General features: G+C 74.1%; 13 protein-coding genes. 3 read left to right on the top strand and 10 right to left on the bottom strand.

The window, feature by feature from the left end; translation table 11 throughout:
* Positions 1 to 15 precede the first annotated feature (15 nt).
* Positions 16 to 2,235, bottom strand: coding sequence for a hypothetical protein (locus HH311_RS09670; protein ID WP_169183447.1), 2,220 nt, complete (start codon positions 2,233 to 2,235; stop codon positions 16 to 18).
* 376 nt (positions 2,236 to 2,611) lie between these two features.
* On the opposite strand from HH311_RS09670, the gene HH311_RS09665 reads away from it, so the two are divergent.
* Entirely contained in the window at positions 2,612 to 4,036 is a 1,425-nt protein-coding gene (locus HH311_RS09665; RefSeq protein WP_169183446.1) for an acyltransferase, read from the top strand.
* A gap of 32 nt (positions 4,037 to 4,068) precedes the next feature.
* Here the strand turns inward: HH311_RS09665 and HH311_RS09660 are convergent, their stop codons facing one another.
* The 4 genes from HH311_RS09660 to HH311_RS09645 all read right to left on the bottom strand — a co-directional run bounded on the left by HH311_RS09660 (position 4,069) and on the right by HH311_RS09645 (position 12,650).
* Complete coding sequence (locus HH311_RS09660) at positions 4,069 to 4,824, bottom strand: decaprenylphospho-beta-D-erythro-pentofuranosid-2-ulose 2-reductase (protein ID WP_169183445.1); 756 nt, start codon at positions 4,822 to 4,824, stop codon at positions 4,069 to 4,071.
* A gap of 62 nt (positions 4,825 to 4,886) precedes the next feature.
* Positions 4,887 to 6,257, bottom strand: coding sequence for an FAD-binding oxidoreductase (locus tag HH311_RS09655; RefSeq protein ID WP_169183444.1), 1,371 nt, complete (start codon positions 6,255 to 6,257; stop codon positions 4,887 to 4,889).
* A gap of 116 nt (positions 6,258 to 6,373) precedes the next feature.
* The gene (locus HH311_RS09650) at positions 6,374 to 9,490 is read right to left on the bottom strand and encodes an arabinosyltransferase domain-containing protein (RefSeq protein WP_169183443.1); all 3,117 of its coding nucleotides are present in this window, start codon (positions 9,488 to 9,490) and stop codon (positions 6,374 to 6,376) included.
* Entirely contained in the window at positions 9,474 to 12,650 is a 3,177-nt protein-coding gene (locus HH311_RS09645) for an arabinosyltransferase domain-containing protein (RefSeq protein WP_169183442.1), read from the bottom strand. The genes HH311_RS09650 and HH311_RS09645 overlap by 17 nt, the downstream gene beginning before the upstream one ends.
* 91 nt (positions 12,651 to 12,741) lie before the next feature.
* Between HH311_RS09645 and HH311_RS09640 the strand changes: the two genes are divergently transcribed.
* Positions 12,742 to 13,248: a GtrA family protein gene (locus HH311_RS09640; RefSeq protein ID WP_312030045.1), complete on the top strand. Its 507-nt coding sequence runs from the start codon at positions 12,742 to 12,744 to the stop codon at positions 13,246 to 13,248.
* Positions 13,249 to 13,577: 329 nt separating this feature from the next.
* On the opposite strand, the gene HH311_RS09635 is transcribed toward HH311_RS09640, so the two are convergent.
* From HH311_RS09635 to HH311_RS09615, 5 genes are all read right to left on the bottom strand, one after another.
* Entirely contained in the window at positions 13,578 to 17,009 is a 3,432-nt protein-coding gene (locus tag HH311_RS09635) for an arabinosyltransferase domain-containing protein (protein WP_169183440.1), read from the bottom strand.
* A 73-nt stretch (positions 17,010 to 17,082) separates the two neighbouring features.
* Complete coding sequence (locus HH311_RS09630) at positions 17,083 to 17,997, bottom strand: glycosyltransferase (RefSeq protein WP_169183439.1); 915 nt, start codon at positions 17,995 to 17,997, stop codon at positions 17,083 to 17,085.
* Positions 17,994 to 18,845: an ABC transporter ATP-binding protein gene (locus HH311_RS09625; protein ID WP_169183438.1), complete on the bottom strand. Its 852-nt coding sequence runs from the start codon at positions 18,843 to 18,845 to the stop codon at positions 17,994 to 17,996. Before HH311_RS09625 ends, HH311_RS09630 begins: the two co-directional genes overlap by 4 nt.
* A gap of 25 nt (positions 18,846 to 18,870) precedes the next feature.
* Entirely contained in the window at positions 18,871 to 19,827 is a 957-nt protein-coding gene (locus tag HH311_RS09620; RefSeq protein WP_169183437.1) for an ABC transporter permease, read from the bottom strand.
* 24 nt (positions 19,828 to 19,851) lie between these two features.
* On the bottom strand, positions 19,852 to 20,421 hold the full coding sequence (locus HH311_RS09615) for a bacterial proteasome activator family protein (protein WP_248292384.1): 570 nt from the start codon (positions 20,419 to 20,421) through the stop codon (positions 19,852 to 19,854).
* Positions 20,422 to 20,525: 104 nt separating this feature from the next.
* On the opposite strand from HH311_RS09615, the gene HH311_RS09610 reads away from it, so the two are divergent.
* Positions 20,526 to 21,743, top strand: coding sequence for a cysteine desulfurase-like protein (locus HH311_RS09610; RefSeq protein ID WP_169183436.1), 1,218 nt, complete (start codon positions 20,526 to 20,528; stop codon positions 21,741 to 21,743).
* The last annotated feature ends 11 nt before the right edge of the window (positions 21,744 to 21,754 follow it).

The following is a 21,754-nucleotide window of genomic DNA, read 5'->3' as shown; positions in this document are numbered from 1 at the left end:
GAGCGCGCAGCGCACCTACTGGGACGCCCAGTAGCCGAACGAGTGGTAGTCGGGGTAGGGCGCCAGGTAGGGCTGACGGGGGCCGAGGGTGACCTCGAGCGTGCCGGACCTGACGTCCGGACCGGGGATCGTCACCGACGACTGCGCCCACGACCCGGGGCCCGTGGCGAACGCCCAGTCGCCGACCCGGTGGCCGTCCGCGCCCACGGCGACGACGCCGGCCTCGGTGTTGCGGTCCGCCACCGGCTCGCGGGCGTCGACCCGCGCCGTCAGGGTCACCGGCCGCCCGGGGGTGAGCCCGCGCAGCACGAAGTGCTCCCCGCCGACGACGTGGCGCCCGCTGTCGACGACCACCCGCCCGCCGGGGTCGGCCTGGGAGCGCACCTCGGTGGAGTCGCCGAGCCCGACGAGGGCGCGGTCGACGCCGTAGCCGTGGGCGGCCTCGTCGGCGAGGTCGCCGACGTTGAGGTGGTCGACGACGCGGCCGGGCACCGGGGCGTCGGGGGCGTCGCCGCTGCCGACGTGCGACCAGTCCGCGCGCCACACGCTGATCACCCGGCAGTCGCCGGTCGTCTGGCAGATGCCGCCGAAGGGACCGGGGTCGCGGTCGGGGCTCTTCGCGTCGAACGAGACCAGCGGCCGATCGCCGAAGATCCGCGCTGCCTGGAGCTCGCCGACCGGGAGCAGCTCGGTGTGGTCGAACACCGAGAAGTACGTCGGCCGCCGGTCCACCGGCAGGTGGGCCAGCGCCTCGTACATCGCGCCCGAGCCCTCGAGGGCGGGGCGGGCCAGGCCCGGCGTCGTCAGGCCGACGAGGTCGACCACGCGCCGCCCGGAGAACCAGGCGACGGCCCCGGCGTCGTTGACCCCGACCACCGCGGTCGGCGGGGTGTGGCCGTGCAGCCACTGCGACACCGACACCGCGGACTCGCGGATGCCCGACGCCTGCTGACCCCCGCGCAGCGCCCAGGTCGGGGCCGAGACGAGGCCGAACGCGAGCAGCACCGCGACGATGCCCGCAGTGAGCACGCGGCCCCGGCGCGCGTCGGCGGCGGCCCGCCCGACGGCCCGGGTCCCCAGGACGGCGAGCAGCACCACGACCGGCAGGAAGGGCTGCAGGTAGCGCCCGTCCTGCCAGAGCGCGGTCTGCAGCGTGGCGACCGCGAGGAGCACCCCGGCCAGCCCGAGGCCGAGCACGCCCGCGACGATCCGGCGCGGCGGGCGGCCCAGCGCGAGCGCGGCCAGCCCCAGCGCCACGAGCACGGCGACACCGGGGCCCGCGACCTCCGTCGTCGCGACCCCGCCGACGAGCTGCAGGGCGGTCTGCACTGTCGCGACGACGCGGTCGAGGACCTCGAGCGGTGACCCCAGCGACCGGGAGAACCACGACTTCGCGGTGATCCCGCTGTTCTCCGCCGACCCGGTGAGCAACCGGTACAGCAGGAACTGCCCGAGCGCCGCGGCCAGCGGCACCAGGCAGCGCGTCGCGACCGGGACGAGCCGGCCGGCGGGGTCGAGGCCGCGCCGGTGCCGCGCGACCAGGGTCGCCGCCACCCCGAGCAGGACCGCGACGACGAGGACGAGCCCCTCGGGCCGCGTCAGGACCAGCAGGGTGGCGAGCCACGGGAGCACCCGGAAGCGGCCCTCGTGCTGCTCGCGGACGAACGCCAGGAGCGTCGCCGTCGCGAGCAGCGCGACGAGGCCGACCTCCATCCCGCTCGTGGCGCCCCACAGCAGCGGCCCGCACAGCGCGGTGAGGACGGCCGCGACGGTGCCCGCGCGCCGCGAGGCCAGTGCCCGGCCGAGCAGGGCGACCAGCACGACGGTGCCCGCGAAGCACACCACCCCGAGGGCCAGCGCGGCGTGGAGCAGCAGGCCCGACGGCACGACGACCGCCACGACGCCGAGCAGCAGGACGTAGAGCAGGCTGCTCGCGCCCGTGGTGGGCGGCGCACCCGGCTGGTAGCGCAGGAACTCGCCGAGCCCGAGCTGGCGGGCGTACTGGAGGTGGATGTAGACGTCGTCGAGCGGGGGGACGACGTGGCCCTGGTTGTAGGCCGCGTTCACCGCGAGCGTCGCGACCGCGGTGACCACGGCGAAACCACCGACCGCGAGGAGCGAGACGTCGGGGTGCCTCGAGTGGGGGTCGACCCCGTGTGGGTGATCCCCGGCCGGTTCCGGGCGCGCCGACTCGGGCCCCAGGCCCGGGTCGGCCATGGTCTGGCCCCTGGTCACGACAACGTTCCTCCTCGGCCGCCTCCCCCTCCGGCGGCAACCCGGTCACGGTAGGCGGGCACACGTCCGGTCCCGTGGCCGGGTCCGGGAGTCACGGGCCGTGACCGGGGTCGTGACGACGCGGCCGGGGCGGCTCGGCACTCCATCGGGGAGGAGGACGGACCGCCCCGTCGAGGGGGTCCAGGAGCGTGGGCGGGTCGGATCGGTCACCCACCGTGCCGGGCGTGACCCGAGGTACTGACGGCTATCCGGGGCCCGCTCCGTCGATCCACTGAACGGAGTATCAGGAATGGGCCGCGCGGCGCCGTTCCCTTCATCGAGCGGCGCGGTCACACCGACCGGGTCGCCCAGTCCACGACCGTCGGGGAGGCAGCACGTGGGGACGCTGACCGCGCTCACGACACGGACCGGTCGCCGCGGACCGGACGGCGCGCTGGGCGCCGCCGGCCTCACGCGGCTGCCGACGACGCCGCTGGCGGCCGTCCCCGCCGCGGCGCCGTCGGGTGCCACCGTGACCGCGCTGTCCTCGGCGCCCTCCGTGCTGCCGCTGCCCCGCACGCGCGGGACCGCGCCGACCCCGGCGGTCGCCGCGCCCACCCGGGAGCCGCGGCCGGGCACACCCGCCGTCGGGACCTCGCGGGGCGACATCCCGCAGCTCACCGGGCTGCGCTGCGTCGCCGCGGTGTGGGTGCTGCTCCTGCACGCCTCCTACGTGCCCGGCGACGTGTTCGCGCGCTGGACCGCGCCGATCGCGCCGCTGGTCGCCGCGGGGCCGCTCGGCGTGGACCTGTTCTTCGTGCTCTCGGGCCTCGTGCTCACCCGGGCCTACCTGGCGCGCCTGGGCGAGCGCCCGACGCCGGCCGGCGTCTGGGCGTTCCTGCGGGCGCGCGTCGCCCGGGTCTGGCCGCTCTACGCCGTGGTCACGGTCGCCTTCGGGGTCTGGTGCGCCGCCCGCCTGGCGTTCGGGCACGACGGGGTGGTGACGTGGCAGTCCCCGCAGCCCGACCTCGGACCGTGGGGCTGGTTGCGCCAGCTGACGATGACCCAGCTGTGGGACTCGCGGGGCATCGAGGGGATCTCGTTCGTGCTGCCCGCGTGGTCGGTCAGCGCCGAGTGGCTGGCCTACCTGTGCTTCCCGCTGCTCGTGCTCGGCGCGTGGCGCATCCGGAACTGGCCGCTGCCGGTGCTGGGCGCGCTCGCCGTCGTGGCCGCCTCACCGATCGCGCTGGTGTCGCTGGGCTCGGCGGAGTCCGGCGAGACGGGGGCCTGGGCGTGGGCGCTGCGCATCGGCGGCGGGTTCACCGCGGGGATGCTGACGTGGCTGGTCGTGGCGCGGATCGAGCGCACCCCGCGGGTGGAGCTCTGGGCGCAGCGGATCGTGCTCGGCGTGGTGGCCGAGACCGTGCTGGTGGCCTACTGGGCGGCCTCCGCCCCGGCCTCGGCGGCGATCCCGGCGGCGGACCGGCTGTGGTTCGCGGTGCCGATGTTCCCGCTGCTGCTCGGGGCGCTGTGCCTCGCGCGGGGCGGGGTGGTGCGGTTCCTGTCGCACCCGAGGCTGCAGCACGGCGGGCGGATCTCCTACGCGATCTACCTCGTGCACTTCCCGCTCATCGAGATCACCGTGGTGGCGATGACGCGGTTCCCGGCGCTGGCGCCGAACAGCTCGCTCGCGGCGCTGGCGGTGCCGCACGTGCTCGTCGGGTCCGTGCTGGTGGCCCACCTCGCGTACCGGTGGGTCGAGGAGCCCTGCCGCCGCGCGCTGGGTGGCCTGCGGCCTCGTGAGCACAAAGTGCTGCTATAGCGACACTTTCTGCTCACGAGCGCGGAGCGCACCTATACGGGCAGGCGCCGGAAGATCGGGCGCGGGATGTGGCGCAGCACGGACATGACGGCGCGGAGCGGGGCCGGCGCCCACACCAGCTCGTGGCCCTTGGTGACGGCGTCCACCGCGATCTCGGCGACCTTCTCCGGCGTCGTCGAGAGCGGTGCGGCGTCCATGCCCGTCGTCATCTTCGTGTGCACGAAGCCGGGGCGGACGATCGTGACGCCGATGCCGTCGGGCCGAAGCGCCTCGGTGAGGCCGGTGTAGAAGGCGTCCATCCCGGCCTTCGTCGAGCCGTAGACGAAGTTCGAGCGCCGGGCGCGCTCCCCGGCCACGCTCGAGAGCGCCAGGATCCGTCCGTGGCCCTGGCGGCGGAACTCCGTCGCGAGCGCCACGCCCACCGACACCGCCGCCACGTAGTTGACCTCGGCGAGCTCCACCGCGACGTCGATGTCCTGCCACGCCGTCTCCTGGTCGCCGAGCAGACCGAAGGCGACCACGGCGACGTCGATGTCCCCGCCGGCGAACGCCTTGCGGACCGCCTCGGTGTGCACCGCGGCGTCCTTGGCGTCGAACTCGACGGTCTCGACGTGGCCCCCAGCGCGGGACAGTCGGGCGGCGGCGTCGGCGAGGCGGGTCGACTGGCGGCCGGCGAGCACGATCCGCAGCGGGCCGCCCTCGAGGTAGCGCTCGGCGATGGCCAGGCCGATCTCGGAGGTGCCCCCGAGGAGCAGCAGGGACGACGGGTGGCCGACGGCGTCGATCATGGGGTGTTCCTGTCAGTCGGTGTCAGGCTCTGGGTGGAGTCCCAGGTCAGGAGGCCGCGAGCTCAGGACGTCAGGGCGAGGCGGCGACCCATGTCGGAGGCGAACACGCCGTCCGGGTCCACCGTGTCGCGGACCTTGCGCCACTCGTCGAGCCGCGGGTACATCGCCGCGAACGTCGCGGCGTCGGTGCGGGAGTCCTTCGCGGTGTAGAGCCGCCCGCCCATGGCGAGGACGCGCTCGTCGAGCTCGCGGCAGAACCGGCCGAGCCCGTCGACGATGGGGAAGTCGACGCAGATGTTCCAGCCCGGCATCGGGAACGACAGCGGCGCGCGGTTCCCCTCGCCGAACTTCTTGAAGACGTTGAGGAACGAGACGTGCCCCGACGCGGCGATGTCGGCGATGATCGCCCGGAACTCGGCCTCGGCGGCCAGCGGCACGATGAACTGGTACTGCAGGAAGCCCTGCGAGCCGTAGGCCCGGTTCCAGTCCCCGAACAGGTCCAGCGGGTGGTAGAAGGCCGTGAGGTTCTGGATCTGGCCCCGCTTGTTCTTCGTCTTGCGGTAGTACAGCTCGCCGATCGCCGAGAAGGTCAGCTTGTTGGCCAGGCCGTTGGGGAAGACGTCGGGCAGCGTCGCGAGCTGCGGGGCGTCGAACTTGAGCGGGTCGCGGCGCAGCTTCTCGGGCAGCTCGTCGAGGCGGGCGAGCGAGCCGCGGCCCAGCGCCGCGCGGCCGAGCTTGGGGCCGGTCGAGATGGAGTCGAACCAGGCCGAGGAGTAGTCGTAGGCCTCGTCGGACCCGTCGGAGAAGCGCTCGATGGTCTCGTCGAGGTTCGCCGTGCGCTCGGTGTCGGCGACGAAGTAGGCGGTCTCGGTCTTCGTCATGCGGATCGTGGCCCGCAGGATGATGCCGGTCAGGCCGATGCCGCCCACCGTCGCCCAGAACAGCTCCGACTCCGGGCCGTCCGGCTCGAGCCGGCGGACGTCCCCGGACGCGGTGAGCAGGTCCATCGAGGCCACGTGGTCGCCGAAGCTGCCCGCGCTGTGGTGGTTCTTGCCGTGGATGTCGTTGGCGATGGCGCCGCCGATGGTGACCTGGCGGGTCCCGGGCAGCACCGGCACCCACAGCCCGAACGGCAGCGCGATGCGCATCAGGCGGTCGAGCGAGACGCCGGCGTCGAGGTCGACCAGGCCGGTCTCGGCGTCGATCGCGTGCACGCGGTCCCGCGCGGTCATGTCGACGACGAGGCCGCCGGCGTTCTGGGCGGTGTCGCCGTAGGAGCGCCCGAGGCCGCGGGCGATCACGCCGCGGGCGCCCGCGGACGTGAGCGTCTCGGCGAGTCTCTCGTCCGAGGTCACCTCGTCGCCGGACAGCACGGTCGCGCGGCTCGGGGCGGTCCGCGCCCAGCCGACCAGGGTCTCCACGGAACGAGGCATCGGATCGAGGCTAGCGCGCGACGTCGCGCGCCCTGCCGCGGCCTGGGTGCGCTCCGCGCTCGTGAGCACTGACTGCCGCTATAGCGACACTTTGTGCTCACGGGCGCGGAGCGCACCTACGAGTCCCCGATCGACAGCGGGCCAGGCGTCGTGAGCCCGGACTGCCCGACGTCGTGGCGGGTCACCGTCGGCGGGACCAGCGGCTCCGTCGGGACCCACCGCTCCAGGCTCGCGATGTCGGTCAGCGGCAGCCCCGGCAGGTAGACCGGGTAGCGGACCTGGCGGACGAGCGCGCGTGCCGTCGTCCACGGCCCGCCCTGGGAGGCGGTGTAGCTGATGTAGCCCGACTGGGCCTCGCTGCGGGCGTCGGTGGAGACGCGCCAGCCGGGGAGGGCCGCGATCCCGTCGCGCAGCGGCGGGAACGGCGTGCAGGGGAAGAGGAAGGCACCCGGCCAGTCGTCCGCGGCGGGCGTGCCCGGGGGCAGGACGGTGTTCCACGGGACGGTCACCGGGAGGCGCGGGACCGTGAAGCCCCGGCCGGCGGGGGTGTCGGCGCTGCTGACGAGCCGGATCGCGGCGTGCGTCGTCGCGAGCGCCGGGTCGAGCCGCAGGTCCCGGGAGCGGGGCGCGTCGACCGAGGCCGACACCGAGAACTGCGTCGCGTCCTCGTCGAGCGGGACGCGGGTGACGTCGGTGACGGTGCCGTCGGGGCCCCGGGTGCCGAGCTCGGCGACGACGTCGCCGTGGGCGACCGGGCCGGTGAGCGTCACGACGATCGGGGTGTCCTTCTGCGGGGACCGCGGCAGGGAGTACCAGCCCGTCGTGACGCCGGGACCGTGCCAGCCGGGGAGCGCGGCGCCGGACATGGATGCGGTCGGCACGGGTACGGGCCCGGGACCGTCGGCCGGGAGGAGCCCCGCGGTGGGGTCGGCCTCGACGCGGAGCCGGTCGGCGATCCCGCACGAGCGCCCGCGCAGGGACGCGACCGAGTCCGAGGCGAGCGTGTAGGAGTCCCGGCGCTGCACCGCGGTCCGGGCGAACGAGAGCACCTCGATGGCGACGACGAGCACGACGACGGCGAGGGCGAGGGCCGGGGCGAGCCCGAGGAGCCTGGTGTCAGCGGTGTCGCATCGCTGACGTTCAGTGTCCGTATCTGCACATTCACGACGCAGCGTCCGGCGCACCGCGACGACCGCGCACCCCACCGCGAGCACGACCCCGAGCACCAGCACCGCGTCGGCGAACCGGATCCCGCCCAGCTGCGGCGAGATCGTCGACCACGTGATCGCGTAGCTGGAGATCCAGTGCCACTGGTTGAAGCCCGCCAGCGTGAGCCCCGACGCCCCGGCCGCCAGCGCCACCGCCCACGCCGCCCGCCGCGGCGCCTGCTCGGCGTCGGCGGGCGCCCGCAGCCACGCGTCGAGGGCCAGCAGCGTCGTCGCGGTCCCCAGCACGGCGAACGCGCCGAAGTGGTGGGTCCACTTGGTCGGGGTGAACGCCAGCGCCACCAGCGAGAGCAGGGTGGTGACGACGACCCGGTGCGCCGCGGGCGGTCGCGGCACGTTCCGGACGAACGCGAGCGCGCCGAGCGCGAGGGCCAGCAGCAGGACCGGTGCGCGGCGGCCGAGGTTGCCCTCGGCGTCGCCGACCGTCAGCAGCGACGTGTAGCGCACGTACTCGTCGGTCCAGGGCCGGTCGCCGCCGATGAGCGTGCGGATGCCGACGGAGTCGAGCACCGAGGCCCACGTCTGGTCGGCGTAGACGAGGACGAGCGTGAGCCCGAGCGCCGCGATCCCGACGACGACGAACGTGGCCACCCCCAGCGGGTCGGCACGGACCAGCTTGATCAGCGGGACGACCGCGGCCACCAGCGGCGCGAACGCCATGAGCCCGGTCGGCGTGACGGCGAGCGTGATGCCGGCGACCAGCAGCGCGACGACGAGCGGGGTCACCGACCGGCGCTCGACCGCCCGCTCGGCGAGCACGAACACCGCCGTCGACCCGACCAGCACCCACGGCTCCGGGCGGACACCGAGGTCGTAGGGCAGCCACCAGGCGAGGTAGACGATCCCGGTGAGCCAGGGGACCAGCCGGGGCAGGCGCTCCAGGCCGAGCCGCGGCAGGACGGCGCGGGAGAGCAGGAACCACCCGACGATCGCGAGCACCGTCGCCGGGAGCCGCAGCCAGAAGGGGGCGGGGTCGACGCGGGCGATGAGCGCGAGGACGTCGTAGAACCAGCCGAACGGCGTCTCGGGGGAGTTCAGCCAGCGGAAGACGGTGCCGACCTGCCCGTTCTGACCGCGGGACCGCACGATGCCCGCGATGTAGCCGTCGTCGACGGTCAGCGGGCCGATGACCTGCCACAGCAGCAGCCCGAGGACGACCCCGACGTCGACGAGCCGGTGCGGCCGCGGACGTGAGGAAGCCTCCGTCCCGACGTCAGGTGTTGAAGCAGGGGAGCACGCCGATAGGGGACCATCGCTGACTCCCGCGCCGGTCGACGACGGGGCTTTTCTGCCACTGGATGCAAGCAACGACGCTTCGCTGGCGTCTCGCGAGCGACCCTGACGCCGCCGCGCCAGCACCACCACCGCACCCAGCGCCACCGCGAACGCGACCACCGACAGCACGCCGAGTGCGATCTTCGACCCGCTCGCCGAGGTCTGGAACCGGGTGTCGGCCACCACCGACAGCGACACCCCGGCCGCCGTCGGCGCCCCCGTGAACGCCCCCGCGACGGCCGGCCGGGTGTCGCCGTCGAGCCGGGCCACCGTCACGGACTCCGACGCGGGCGCGACCAGGGTGACCGTCGTCGCCTCGATGCCGCTGACCAGGCGGATCGTGCACGGGCCGCCCGGCAGCGCCACCGGCGGGAGGTCGTGCCCCCCGACCGACACCGACAGCGACCTCGACCCGGGGGGACCCGCGGTGATCGTCAGCCCGTGCAGCGGTTCCGCCAACGGGTCGGGGTGCGGGGGCGTCGTGGCGAGCAGGACGGTGCCCGGGGCGACGCCGCGGGCCGCGTCGCAGGTGACCGACGCCGTCGTCGTCACCGGCTGGTAGGGCAGCATCGGGATCGCCGCGGGCGCCGGCGACGACGAGCCCGGCGCCGGCCACGAGTACGTGACGTCGGGCCGGGCCACCGGGGCGAACGGGAACGCCAGGGCCGCGAGCACCGAGACGAGCCCGGCGACCAGGGCGGTCAGCCGCAACGGCCTATCCGAGGTACTCACGCCCCGAGTAGGCCTCTGTCGCGAGCGTCGGGAAGCGGGTCAGCCCCCCGCGCTCGACCCGGTTCACCGTCAGGTCATAGCCGTCGACCGGGTGGTCGTAGACGATCCGGTCGACGTTGCCCCACTGCAGGGTCGGCGGCCCGCCCGGCGACACCCCGGAGAACACCCGCACGGTCGCCCAGGTCCGCTCGGACTGGACCATCGTGCCGCCCCACGACTCGTAGGTCGGGTTGGTCAGGATGAAGTCCGGCGTGTTCTCGGCGGCGGAGAGCCGCACCTGCGGGGTCGGCGCGATCCCGTGCCGCACCGCGACTTGGTCGACGCACGGCCACAGCACCGCCGAGAGCTGGTCGGCGAACACCGGCACCGTCGACGTCGAGTCCGGCCCGACCAGCGTCTGCACCGGCTGCATCGCCGCGAGGTGGGGCGGGGCGACCGCGAGGGCGGTGTCCGGGCCCCCGACCCGGTCCTCGGCGACCACCCGCACCGAGCTCGGCCGGTCGGCCGGCAGCAGGACCGGCACCTCCTGCCACTGGCGGGAGGTCAGCCCGGAGGCGGGGTTGACGGTCGTCGCGACGGTGCGGGTCGGCGCGGCCGCCGGCCCGTAGCCGAACTCGAGGACGACCCGCTGCTTGTCCGGGTCGTTGCCCGCGACGGGCACGACGACGTTGGTGGCCGGGGTGGGATCGCCGGCGACGGCGGGCGGCACCGGGTACCAGCCGGTGGTGAGCGTCCCGAGGCCGGTGCCGCCGGTGGTCGCGGGGTCGGTGTTGCCGGAGGTGGCCGGGTCGGTGACCGCGTCGTGCCACATCGTCGGGCCCACGCCGGAGGGCGCCGGGCCGGGCGGAGGGACCGGGGCCGGGTCGAGCGGCCCGTTGCCGGGCGCGGTCAGCGCGAAGTCCCCGGTGCGGGTCTCGGGGGTCAGCGGGGCGCCGAGGTCGCGCGGTGTGTCGGCCATGACGGTGACCGAGTTCTCCAGCTGGCACGGCTTCCCGGCGATCGCCTGCAGCTGGGAGCCGGCCACCGACCAGCCCGGCGCCTGCACGATCGGCGCGTAGGCCATGACGGCGACCATCAGCAGCCCCAGCACCACCACCGACGGCACGAGCACCGCGCGGTCCGGGGTGATCCCGAACGACGGCCGGTGGTGCCGGCGCCGCCACCACACGAAGAGCCCGGCCAGCACGGCGAGCCCCACCCACCACCAGAACTGGCGCAGGTAGAGCGAGTCGGTGATGTGCGGGGCGAGCTGTTCCAGGTCGAGCATGGAGAGGTCCGGGTCGAGGTGCTTGCCGAACGGCTGGCCCCGGTCCGAGTAGGGCTTCCAGGTGTTCGGGCCCGCGAAGCCGAGCACGGTCGCGCCGGTCAGCAGTGCCACGCTCGCCGCGGTGATCAGCGCCCCGGGCCTGCGGGGCAGCGGCGTCTGCAGCATCGCCAGCGTCAGCAGCACCGTCCCGGGCGCGGCGATCGCGCCGAAGTGGTTCACCCACTTCGTCGGGCCCAGCGCGAGCAGGCCGAGCGCCACCGCCGTCGTGACCGCGATGGACAGGGTGTACGCCCGCACCGGGCCGCCGATCGGTCCCCGGCGCCCGGAGCCGATCGACACCACGACGAGCAGCACGACGGTGAGCAGCACCGGCAGCCGCCGGCCCCACGTCCCGGTCTCGATGAGGGTCTTGTAGTGCTCCCACTCCTCGTACCAGGGGAAGGTCACGTAGTACCAGGAGTGGACGTCGGTGGCCTCGAGGACGTCGCCGAGGGTGGCGTCGCCGAACCCGACCGGGATCGCGATCGTGCCCGCCGCGATCACCGCGCCGACGACGCCGAGCCGGGTCCGCCAGCTCGCCGTCCGCAGCCACCGGTAGAGCCACGGCAGGAGGACGACGACGGGTGCCGCGGCGACCAGACCCGACGGCGAGACCGTCACCGAGAGCGCCGCGACCGCCGTCGCCGGGATCAGCGGGCCGATGACCTCCCGACGGCGGGCCACCTCGCAGAGCAGCAGCACCGCGGCGAACAGCGGCACGATGAACACCTCGGGGCGCAGCGCCATGCCGTAGGGCAGGAACCAGGCGAGGTGCGCGCCGAGCAGCGTCCAGGGCACCCACGCCCGGCGCTCGATGCGGCCGAGCGCGGTCGCGAGCAGGGCCCGCAGCAGGAACCACGTGAGCAGGCCCAGCAGGAGCGGGAGGATACGCATCCAGAGCAGGCCGAACCCGGGCATGCCGAGGGCGTCGCCGAGGTGCCCCCAGACCGCCATGAGGTACTGGCTGCCGACGAAGGGGTTCTCCGTCGTGTCGAACATGTAGATCTGGTTGCCGATGTAGCCCGTGGGAGAGGCGTTGCGGGCCATCAGCAGGTACCACGAGTCGTCGTTCTGCAGCGGCGAGAGCACCACCCAGACGAGGCTGACGACGGTCACCGCCACGTCCGCCGTCGTGAATCGTGGTCGGGTGAACCCGAGCCGCCCGGGGCCGCCCCACCAGCGCCGCCAGGCGAGCACGATGGTCGCCGCGAGCGCGATGACGTGCAGGATCAGCAGCGTCAGCTTGAGGGTGCCGGGCACCGAGGAGTAGCGGTCGTCGGGGTGGATCGTGGCGGACAGACCCGCGGTGCCGGGGGCGTCCGTGGCGAGCTCGGCGACCTGTGGGGCCTGGCCGGGCTGGGAGTAGAGGACCTGGCCGTCGCGGGAGAGCGTCGTCGTGGTGCCGTCGGCGACGACCCGGTAGGTGCACGACGTCAGCGGCAGGACCTCGTCGACGAGGGTCGCGCCGTCGCTGGTGACCGTGACCCGACCGCCCGAGCTCGACACCGTCAGGCCGCGCCCGGGGGTGCCCGCCGAGACCGGCTCGGTGCGCAGCGCGTCGCCCCCGCCGCGCAGGGCCTGGCAGGGGACGTCGGCGGTCATCGCGAGCGGGCGGTACGGCACCAGGGGGACGGCGGTCGACGTCGCCGGCTCGCCGGCCTTCGGCCAGCTGACGACGGGGTCGTCCGCCGACACCGGGGCGAACGGGATCGCGACGCCGAGCAGCACGGTGAGCGCCGCGAGGGCGGCGAGGAACCAGCCGGACCGGACGCGCCAGCGGCTGGGCGTGTCCGGCTCGTCCGGTTTCCCGGGACCCTCCGCCACGCGGGCGGGGGTGTCCTCGACGACGGCCATGGTCGGGAACGGTAGCGACGCTCCGGTCTCGGTCCGGTGGGGGCCTGGCCGGGTGGGGACGCCGCGGTCCGGGCTCGTACCCTCGTTGGGCGTGAGCGTCGAGGAGAGCACGCCGGAGTCCGGCCCCGAGGTCGAGGGGGTCGACGGGGCCACGGCCGCGTCGGCGAGCCCGGCCGGTCCGGCCACCGCGCCCGGGCCCCTGGGGCTCAAGGCCCAGCTCGTGCGGTTCGTGGCGATCGGCGTGGTCGCGGCCGCCGTGGACCTCGGCGTCTACCAGCTGCTGCTCCACCTCGGGGTGTGGGCGCCCGCGGCCAAGGGGATCTCGTTCATCCTCGGCACGACGACCGCCTACCTGCTCAACCGCCGGTACACCTTCGCGTCGTCGAAGGGCGGGAGCGGGCGCTTCCTGGGCTTCGTGCTGCTCTACGGCTCGACGTTCGTGGCCAATGTCGCGGTCGCGTCGTTGGTGCTGCACCTGATGGGGGCACCGAGCGTCGGGACGCCGCCGCTGCCCGGGGTGGTGTCCTGGTTCGTGGCGCAGGCGGTCGCCACGTCGATCAACTTCGTCGTGATGCGGACGGTCATCTTCAAGGACTGAGCACGTCGCGGGTCCGGGTCCCGACGTCGAGGGGCACGTGGGGCAGGTCCGCCGGCCCGGGCGCGCCGAGTGGACCTCCACGGCTGCCGCGCCAACCGTGTGGGCCCACTCGGCCTCGCTCGTGGCCACCCAGTTCCGCCGAGTGGGCGCCCACGGCTGCCCGCCCAGCCCTGGGGGTCCACTCGGCCTCGCTCGTGGCCACCCACGGCTGCCCGCCCAGCCCTGGAGGTCCACTCGGCCGGGCCCGCCCCACGACGAACGAAGGGCCCCTCCGGTCGATCTAGGCGACCGAAGGGGCCCCTCGCTCAGAACCTGCGCACCGGCCCCGATCAGCGCTCCGGCGACGGGATACCGGGCGGCGGGTCGCCGATCTCCCCGTCGCCGTGCAGGCCCCACACCGTCTTCGTGCCCCGCACGACGTCGGGCGCGGCCGTGTTCGGCGCGTACGGCTCGAGCTTCTCGATCCGGCCCCAGTCGAGGGTCGACTCGCCCTGCAGGTACGACGGCACGTCCTGCTGCTTCTCCAGCACCTCGATCCAGCCCATCGGCCCGCCCGCCGACGGCTGCGACCAGGTCTCGCCGCCGATCCGGAACTGCGAGGCGTCGGCGATGAGCCGGTAGGTCGGGACCTCGGCGATGCCGTCCCGCACGTCGAACGGCTTGAGGCACGGCGAGGCGAACTGCACCGGCCACTCGAGGTAGCCCGGCTGCTGGCCCACGGCCTGGGTGAACGGCACGAGCTTCGGCCCGCGCATCGGGGCCAGCGCCATCCACCCGTCCACGCCGAGGGCGCGGTCCTGGGCGACGAGCCGGATCTCGTCGGCCTGCGCCCCCTTGCCCGACGCGAGGTTGACCTTGATCTCGCGCCACGGCGGCTCGCCGCCGGCGCCGTCGTCGATCGGGTCCTGGCCGGTGATCTGGATGCGGCCGTCGGGCAGGTGCTTGGCGTACTGCAGGTAGAGGCTGTTCCCACCGTTGAGCCGCCCGGCGACGCTGATGACCAGCGGGGTCTGCCCGGAGCGCAGCGAGTCGTCCACCGACTGCCACCGGGTGCGGAGGATCCCGGTGCCGCGCCCCTCCTTGTCGAACGTGCCCAGCGTCTGGCCGGCCAGGTCGTTGCGCAGCGTGTACTCGTACCCGGAGACGCCGGTGCCGCCACCGGTCGGCGGGGTGGCGTCCTGGGCGTGGAAGCCCTGGTTCAGCGGGTTCGGGTCGACGAGCTGCGCGAGCGGGCTCGAGGCCTGCACGGTGTCCGGCGGGAGCGGCGCGGGCTGCTGGCCGGGCGCGACCGGGGTCTGCGGCGCGATGGTCGGCAGCACGCCCTTCGCCGAGGGCGCCACCCCGGTGAACGGCGGCGCCGGCGGCAGGATCCCGGCGGCGGGGCTGCCCTCGACGCGCACCTGGTCGGCCAGCCCGCACGAGGTCGAGAACGGGTGCTTCACGACGTCGCCACCGAGGGAGAAGCTGTTCCACTGCTTGTCGATGCCCTTGCCCATCGACGCCATCTCGAAGAGCACCAGCAGCCCGCACACCACGGCGATGGGGGCGGAACCGACCCGCAGCGCCCGGGCGCGGCGCTCGACGGCGCTGGCCGAGCGCGAGCCGCGCACCCGCTTCGCGCGGCTGAGCACGGGTGCGACGAGACGTCCCAGCCGCCCGGCGGGCTGCCAGGCCCCCGACGACGGCGGGCGTTGCTCCTGGATGCCGCGCATGTGCTCGATGGCCGCGACGACCAGGAAGATCCCGGCGACGGCGAGCAGGAGCGTCGAGGCCTGGTGGTGGTGGTAGGAGGGCGACTTGTCGTTCCAGGGCACGCCCCAGTTGTTCGTGTACCACCACGTGTTCGGGCCGGTGAACGCGAGCGCGAGCGTCGCGAACACCGCGGCGAGGAACAGCGACCGGTTGCGCCGGGAGCGCAGCACGTCCGACGACGTGGCCAGCGCGGTCAGGGCGGCCATGCCCGACCCCAGTGCGGCGAACGCCCCGAAGTGGTGGGTCCACTTGGTGGGGGTGAGGGCGAGCACGACGAAGCCCAGCAGCGTCGTGCCGATGAGTCGCTGGGACGGGCCGAGCGCCGCGCCGCGGATGCGGTCGCGCCGCAGCAGCACGACGAGGCACACCACGAGCCCGAGGATCAGCAGCAGCACCGGCGCCCGGCGCTCCAGCGAGCCGTCGGCGGAGACCGAGAACAGCGACTCGTACCGGACGACCTCCTGGTACCAGGTGTAGTTCGGCCCGATCAGGAACCGGACCCGGTTGGCCTCCATGACCGCGGCGAACGTCTGGTCGGCGAAGATCGCGGTGAGCACCACGACGCCGGACGCGAGGATCGGCGCCAGCACCGGCAGCCACCCGAGCCGGCGCACCCGCTCCTGCACGAGGCGGAACAGCGGACGGGCCGCGGCGAGGAAGGGCGCCACCGCCATGAGGCCGGTCGGGGTGGCGGCCAGCGCGAAGGCCGCCGCCACCAGGCCGAGCGCGACGGGGGCGAGCCGGCGGGTGGCGACCGCCCGCTCGACCGCGCAGAACGCCAGGAGCGCGGAGATGACGGCCACCGGCTCCGGGCGCAGCCCGTTGTTGAACGGCAGCCAGAACATCAGGAAGACCATCGCGGCGGCCCAGCCGGCGGCCTTCGAGCGGCGCACCGCGACACCGAGACGCGGCAGCATCTCCCGCGAGATCAGCAGCCAGGACACGATGCCCATGAACACCGAGGGCAGCCGCATCCAGAGGATGTTGTCGCTGACCTGGACCCAGACCGAGTAGACCTCGTAGAACCAGCCGAACGGCGCCTCGGGGACGTTGAACCACCGGTAGTAGTTGCCGATGTAGCCGGCGCTCTCGCGGGCGCGGGCGATGCCGAGGATGTAGCCGTCGTCGGAGGTCTGGGAGCCGATCACCGCCCAGACCGCCAGGCCGAGGAGGACGACGGCGTCGCGGGCCGTGGGCCGCCACCACCGCCGGGGGGCGAGGCGGGGCGCCCGGCGCCCGGCCCGGGTGTCGAGCGCGTGCAGCGCCCACACCGCCCCGAGGAAGCACAGGATCGCCAGGATCCCGGCCGTCACCTTGAGGGCGGTCGCGGTCGTCTGGAAGCGGGTGTCCGGCACGACCTGGACGCTCGTGCCCGCCGTCGGGTCCTTCGCGGCGTCGAGGTCGGAGTAGATGCCGACGACCTGCGGGCGGAAGTCCCCGCCCATGACGACGTCCGCGCCGGCGCCGAGGTTGATGACCGTCTGCGCCCCGTCGGAGGTGATCGTGACGTTGCAGGGCCCGGCCGGCACCGGCTCCTGCGCGGACTGCTGGCCGCGGTCGGTGAGGGTGAGCTGGCCGTTGTCGACGTAGAGCTGCAGCCCGACCTGCAGGCCGCTCGGCGACAGCGGCGGGGTCGTGGAGAGCACCGTCGCGCGCTGCGGGGCGCGGGCGTCGAGGCTGCGCACCGCGGCGCAGGGGATCGAGGCCGACATCGTCTGCGGCCGGAACGCGACCAGCGGGGCGTCGACCGAGCGGGTGCCGGTCGTCGGGCTCGGCCACTGGATCGTCGCGGTGTCCTGCACGACGGGCAGGAACGGGAAGAGCAGCGCCAGGATCGTGCCCAGCCCCCCGAGCAGGACGGCGAGCCAGCGCAGGCGGCGCAGGGCGCGGCGCTCCTCGGCGGGCGACGGGTCCGTCGGCAGACCGGGGCCGTGCACGCCGTTGTTCTGCGGCGGGGCCTGCGGGTCCGCGGTGGCGGTGTCCGTCGTCGCGTGGCCGGGCGTCAGCACGTGGTGCGTCCTGACATGGGGGGTATGACCTCCGAAGTCGCCGGGGAGAGCCTGCCGGGCGGGTGCACCTGCCTCACGGGCGCCGGAACCGCTCGCGCCGGCCCATCCGCACCAACCGCAGCCACTCGCGCAGCGCCGGGACGTCCCGTCGTTCGACGAGGAAGTACCACCCGAAGCGCAGGTGCTCGATGGCGCCGAGCTTGCGCAGGCCGGGCTGAGCCAGCAGGTAGCCGCGGTTGCGGTAGGTGAAGAACCTCTTGGTCGCGTCGCCCGGGTCCTGGGCGTGCAGCCGGCCGCCGAGCATCGGTTTGAACTCGTCGGAACCGTCGGGGTGGACGTAGGCCGTGGTCAGGCACGTCCCGTAGGGAAGCCCGGAGCGCATGAGGCGCCGGTGCAGCTCCACCTCGTCGCCGCGGACGAACAGGCGCAGGTCCGGCACGCCGACCACGTCCAGCGTCGACGCCCGGAAGAGCGCCCCGTTGAACAGGTGCGCGATCCCGGGCATCAGCTCGCCGTCCCCGAACCCGTCAAGGTCGCGGCGCCACCGCTTCCACGTGAGTCCCCGCCGCAGCGGGAAGGCGAGCTTCTCGGGGTCCGCCGCGTTCGCGATGACCGGCGAGACCTCGGCGAGGTCCCGCCGCCGGGCCACGTCGAGCAGCGTCGCCAGCACGTGCTCGTCGGCGGGGCGGCCGTCGTCGTCGGCCATCCAGAGCCAGTCCGCGCCGCCGGCGAGCGCGGTCAGCATGCCCAGCGCGTAGCCGCCGGCGCCGCCGAGGTTGTGCCGCGAGGGCAGGTAGGTCGCGGGCAGCCCGCAGGCCGCCACGACCTCGCGGGTCGCCTCGTCCGGGCCGTTGTCGACGACGACGAGGTGGTCCGGACGGCGGGTCTGCTTGGCCAGGACGGCGAGCCCGTCGGCGAGCAGCTCGGCCCGGTGGCGGGTGACGACGACGGCCCAGACGGCCTCGTCGTCGGGACCCCCGGGCGTCACGCGGAGCCCACCGTCTCGTCGCTCGGCTCCGCCGTGGCCGGGGCCTTCTCGGGCGGGGTCTCGTGTCCCAGGTCGAGGCGGCGCAGCGTCTCCGGGCTCAGCGACTCGAACAGGTCCCGGCCCTTGTAGTGGCTCACCACCTCGCGCAGCGGCCCCTGCTCCCGGATCACGCCGGTGTCCATCCAGATCGCGGTGTCGCAGAGCTCGACGAGGAACTCGTCGGAGTGCGAGGCGAACACGAGCATCCCGGAGCGCCTGACGAGGTCGCGCAGGCGGTCGCGGGCCTTCTCGAGGAACGCCGCGTCGACCGCGCCGATGCCCTCGTCGAGGATGAGGATCTCGGGGTCGATCGAGGTCACGACGCCGAGGGCGAGCCGCACCCGCATGCCCGTCGAGTAGGTGCGCAGCGGCATCGAGAGGTAGTCGCCGAGCTCGGTGAAGTCGGCGATCTCGTCGACCCGGCGCTCCATCTCCTTGCGGGTCATCCCGAGGAACAGCCCGCGGATGAGGATGTTCTCCAGCCCGGAGATCTCCGGGTCCATCCCGACGGCGAGGTCGAACACCGGCGCCACGCGGCCCTCGATCCGCGTGCGGCCGCGGGTGGGCTCGTAGATGCCGGCGAGGAGGCGCAGCAGCGTCGACTTGCCGGCACCGTTGTGCCCGACGAGGCCGACCCGGTCGCCCTGGCGCAGGCTCAGGTCGATGTCGCGCAGGGCCTCCACGACGGGGACCTTCGCGTCGGTGATGTGCCCACCGGCCCGTCCGAGGACCGACTTCTTCAGCGACCGGTTCTTGGCGTCGAAGATCGGGAAGTCGACGGAGGCGTTCTGGACGTCGATCGAGACCATTACATCTCTTCCATGGCTAGCCGGCTCACACCCAATAGGCGACGCGGGAGCGGTAGTTGCGCAGCGCGACCAGCGCCAGGGTCCACCCGATGACCGTGATCGCGCCGCAGACGGCCCAGTGCGTCCAGCTCTGCACCTGACCCACCAGCGGCGCCCGGAAGATCTCGATGAAGTGGTAGAAGGGGTTGAGCTTCGCCAGCCACTCGACCAGGGCCTTCGTGCTGCCCGGGGCCCCGCCGCGCAGCAGGTCCGTGGTCCAGATGATCGGTGTCATCGTGAAGAAGAGCTGCATGAAGCTCGAGACCACCGGCGGGATGTCCCGGAAGCGGGTCGCGATGATGCCGAACAGCAGCGTCACCCACAGCCCGTTGACCACGATGAGCAGGAACGCGGGGATGGCGAGCAGTGCGCTCCAGCTCAGGCCCGGATGCACGACGCCGTTGGGGTGCACCATCTGGTACGGCCGGGTGAGCTCGGGGAAGAAGATCGCCAGCACGATGACGTAGACGACCAGGTTGTGCGCGAAGAACAGCACCTGGCGCCACACCGTGCGGAAGACGTAGATCATCAGCGGGGCCGGCAGGAAGCGGATGAGGCCCTCGTTGGCGATGAAGGTCTCGGTCCCCTCCAGCACGCAGGCGCTGATGAAGTACCAGATCATGAAGCCGACGGTCACGTACGGCATGAAGGTGCCGATCGGCTGACCGAACAGCTGCGAGTACAGCCCGCCGAGCGCCGCCGCGGTCACCGCCATGCTGATGGTGATCCACAGCGGGCCGATGGTGGAGCGCCGGTAGCGCTGCTTGACGTCCTGCCAGCCGAGGTGGCCCCAGAGCTCGCGCTGCGCGATGGCCTGCCTGATGTCGCCGAAGGCGCGACGCCACGATCGGGGTGACGGCGCGTGCAGGTCAGGGGCCCCTGCGGCGTCGTCGGGCCCCGACGGATCGTCGGCGCCACGTCGCGCAAGTGCTGGGACGGCCACGGCGGGTGAGCGTACCCGGGGGGCTCAGAGGTACTGGCCGGTCGTCCCCCCGCCGCCGGCCTCGGTACCGCCTCGTCCGGAACGTCCCCCGGTGCCCGCCGGGAGCCCGCGGCGCATCTGCTCGAGCTGCATCCGGGCCGCCATCTGCTGGGCGACCAGCGCGGTCTGGATGCCGTGGAAGAGGCCTTCCAGCCAGCCGACCAGCTGGGCCTGGGCGATGCGCAGCTCGCCGTCGGACGGCGTGGCCTCCGCGTCGAACGGGGCGATGATCCGGGCCAGCTCCTCGCGCAGCTCCGGGGAGAGCGCCTCCTCGAGCTCCCGCAACGAGGCCGCGTGGATCTCCTTGAGCCGGCGGCGGCTCGCGTCGTCGAGCTCGGTGGAGCGGACCTCCTCGAGCAGCTGCTTGATCATGGTGCCGATCCGCATGACCTTCGCCGGCTCCTCGACCGCCGACGACGGGTCCTCGGCGGCGGCCTCGCCCTCCTCGACGGGCGAGGACTCGCCGCTCGGGACGCGCACCGTGCCGACCGGGGTGCCGTCCGGTCCGACGATCATGACCTGGTCGCCCGACTGTCCCTCGGGCTGCTCGCTCATCCCGCCATCCTGACGGATCCGGACCTGCTCCGTCCGGGCCCACGAGCGGTGGAGTCGCGGACCGCCCTCGGCTACGCGGCGGAGCCGACGTACCGTACTGGAGCATGACGGTGGACGTCGCTCGGGTCCGGGGTCAGGTCCCCGCGCTCGGTGACGGCTGGGTCCACCTCGACGCCCCCGCCGGGATGCAGGTCCCCGAGCAGGTCGCGACGGCCGTGTCCTCCGCGCTGCGCGCCCCGGTCGCCCCGCCGGGCGGGGTCTTCCCCGCCTCCCAGCGCGGCGGGGCGATCGTCGACGCGGCCCGCCGCGCGGTGGCCGACCTGGTGGGCGCCGAGCCGAAGGGGGTCGTCCTCGGCCCCTCGGTGCCGGCGCTGCTCGAGCGGCTGGCCGACGTGCTCTCCACCACCTGGGCGCTCGGCGACGAGGTCGTCGTCTCCCGCCTGGACGACCGCGCCAACGTCGCCCCATGGGCCCGGGCCGCGGGCCGGGCGGGCGGGGCGGTGCGCACCGCCGAGGTGGACATCGAGACCTGCGAGCTGCCGAGCTGGCAGTACGACGACCTCCTCGGCGCCCGCACCCGGGTCGTCACCGTGACCGCCGCCTGCAGCCACCTGGGCACCCGCACCGAGATCGCGGCGATCGCCCGCAAGGTGCACGCGCTGCCCGCGCCGGCGTCGGGCATCGAGCCGCTGATGGTCGTCGACGCCTCCGCCGCGGCGCCTTACCTGCCGCTGGACATGGAGACGATGGGCGCCGACGTCATCGTGCTCTCCGCGGCGGCCTGGGGCGGGCCCGCCGTCGGCGCGCTGGTCTTCCGCACCCCGGAGCTGCTCGACCGGCTCCCGGCCGTCTCGTTCGACGGTGCGGCCCGCGGGCCCGAGCGGCTCGAGGTCGGCGACGTCTCCTACGCGCTGCTCGCCGGCCTGGTCGCCTCGGTGGACCACCTCGCCGACCTCGACGACCGCGCCTCCGGCTCGCGCCGCGACCGCATCCTCACCTCGATGTCCTCGCTGCGCAGCCACCACGACGAGCTCACCGAGTACCTCGTCTCCGAGCTGCGCTTCGTGCCGGGCGTGACGGTGCTCGGCGAGCCGGCCCGCCGGATCCCGACCGTGGCGTTCCTCGTCGCCGGCCGCACCGCCCAGGAGGTGGCCGAGCGGGTCGCCGACCAGGGCGTGTGCGTGCTCATCGACCCGGGCGACCAGGGCGCGCTCGAGGTGATCGGCGGGGCGGAGATCGGCGGGGTGGTGAAGGTCGGGCTGGCGCACTACACGTCGCGGGCCGACGTGGACGCGCTGGTGGGTGCGCTGGCGCGCTCGTGAGCAGAAAGTGT

Origin of the sequence: Actinomycetospora sp. TBRC 11914, from assembly GCF_012933465.1 — a bacterium.
GTDB lineage: Bacteria > Actinomycetota > Actinomycetes > Mycobacteriales > Pseudonocardiaceae > Actinomycetospora.
Note: the sequence above shows the minus strand (reverse complement) of the source record. Positions and strands in the feature narration are given on the sequence as shown.

Excerpts from the sequence above, each read along its gene's own strand:
- HH311_RS09615 (WP_248292384.1), bottom strand. The coding sequence starts at position 20,421 with ATGAGCGAGCAGCCCGAGGGACAGTCGGGCGACCAGGTCATGATCGTC.
- HH311_RS09645 (WP_169183442.1), bottom strand. The coding sequence starts at position 12,650 with ATGGCCGTCGTCGAGGACACCCCCGCCCGCGTGGCGGAGGGTCCCGGG.
- HH311_RS09660 (WP_169183445.1), bottom strand. The coding sequence starts at position 4,824 with ATGATCGACGCCGTCGGCCACCCGTCGTCCCTGCTGCTCCTCGGGGGC.
- HH311_RS09625 (WP_169183438.1), bottom strand. The coding sequence starts at position 18,845 with ATGGTCTCGATCGACGTCCAGAACGCCTCCGTCGACTTCCCGATCTTC.
- HH311_RS09655 (WP_169183444.1), bottom strand. The coding sequence starts at position 6,257 with ATGCCTCGTTCCGTGGAGACCCTGGTCGGCTGGGCGCGGACCGCCCCG.
- HH311_RS09610 (WP_169183436.1), top strand. The coding sequence starts at position 20,526 with ATGACGGTGGACGTCGCTCGGGTCCGGGGTCAGGTCCCCGCGCTCGGT.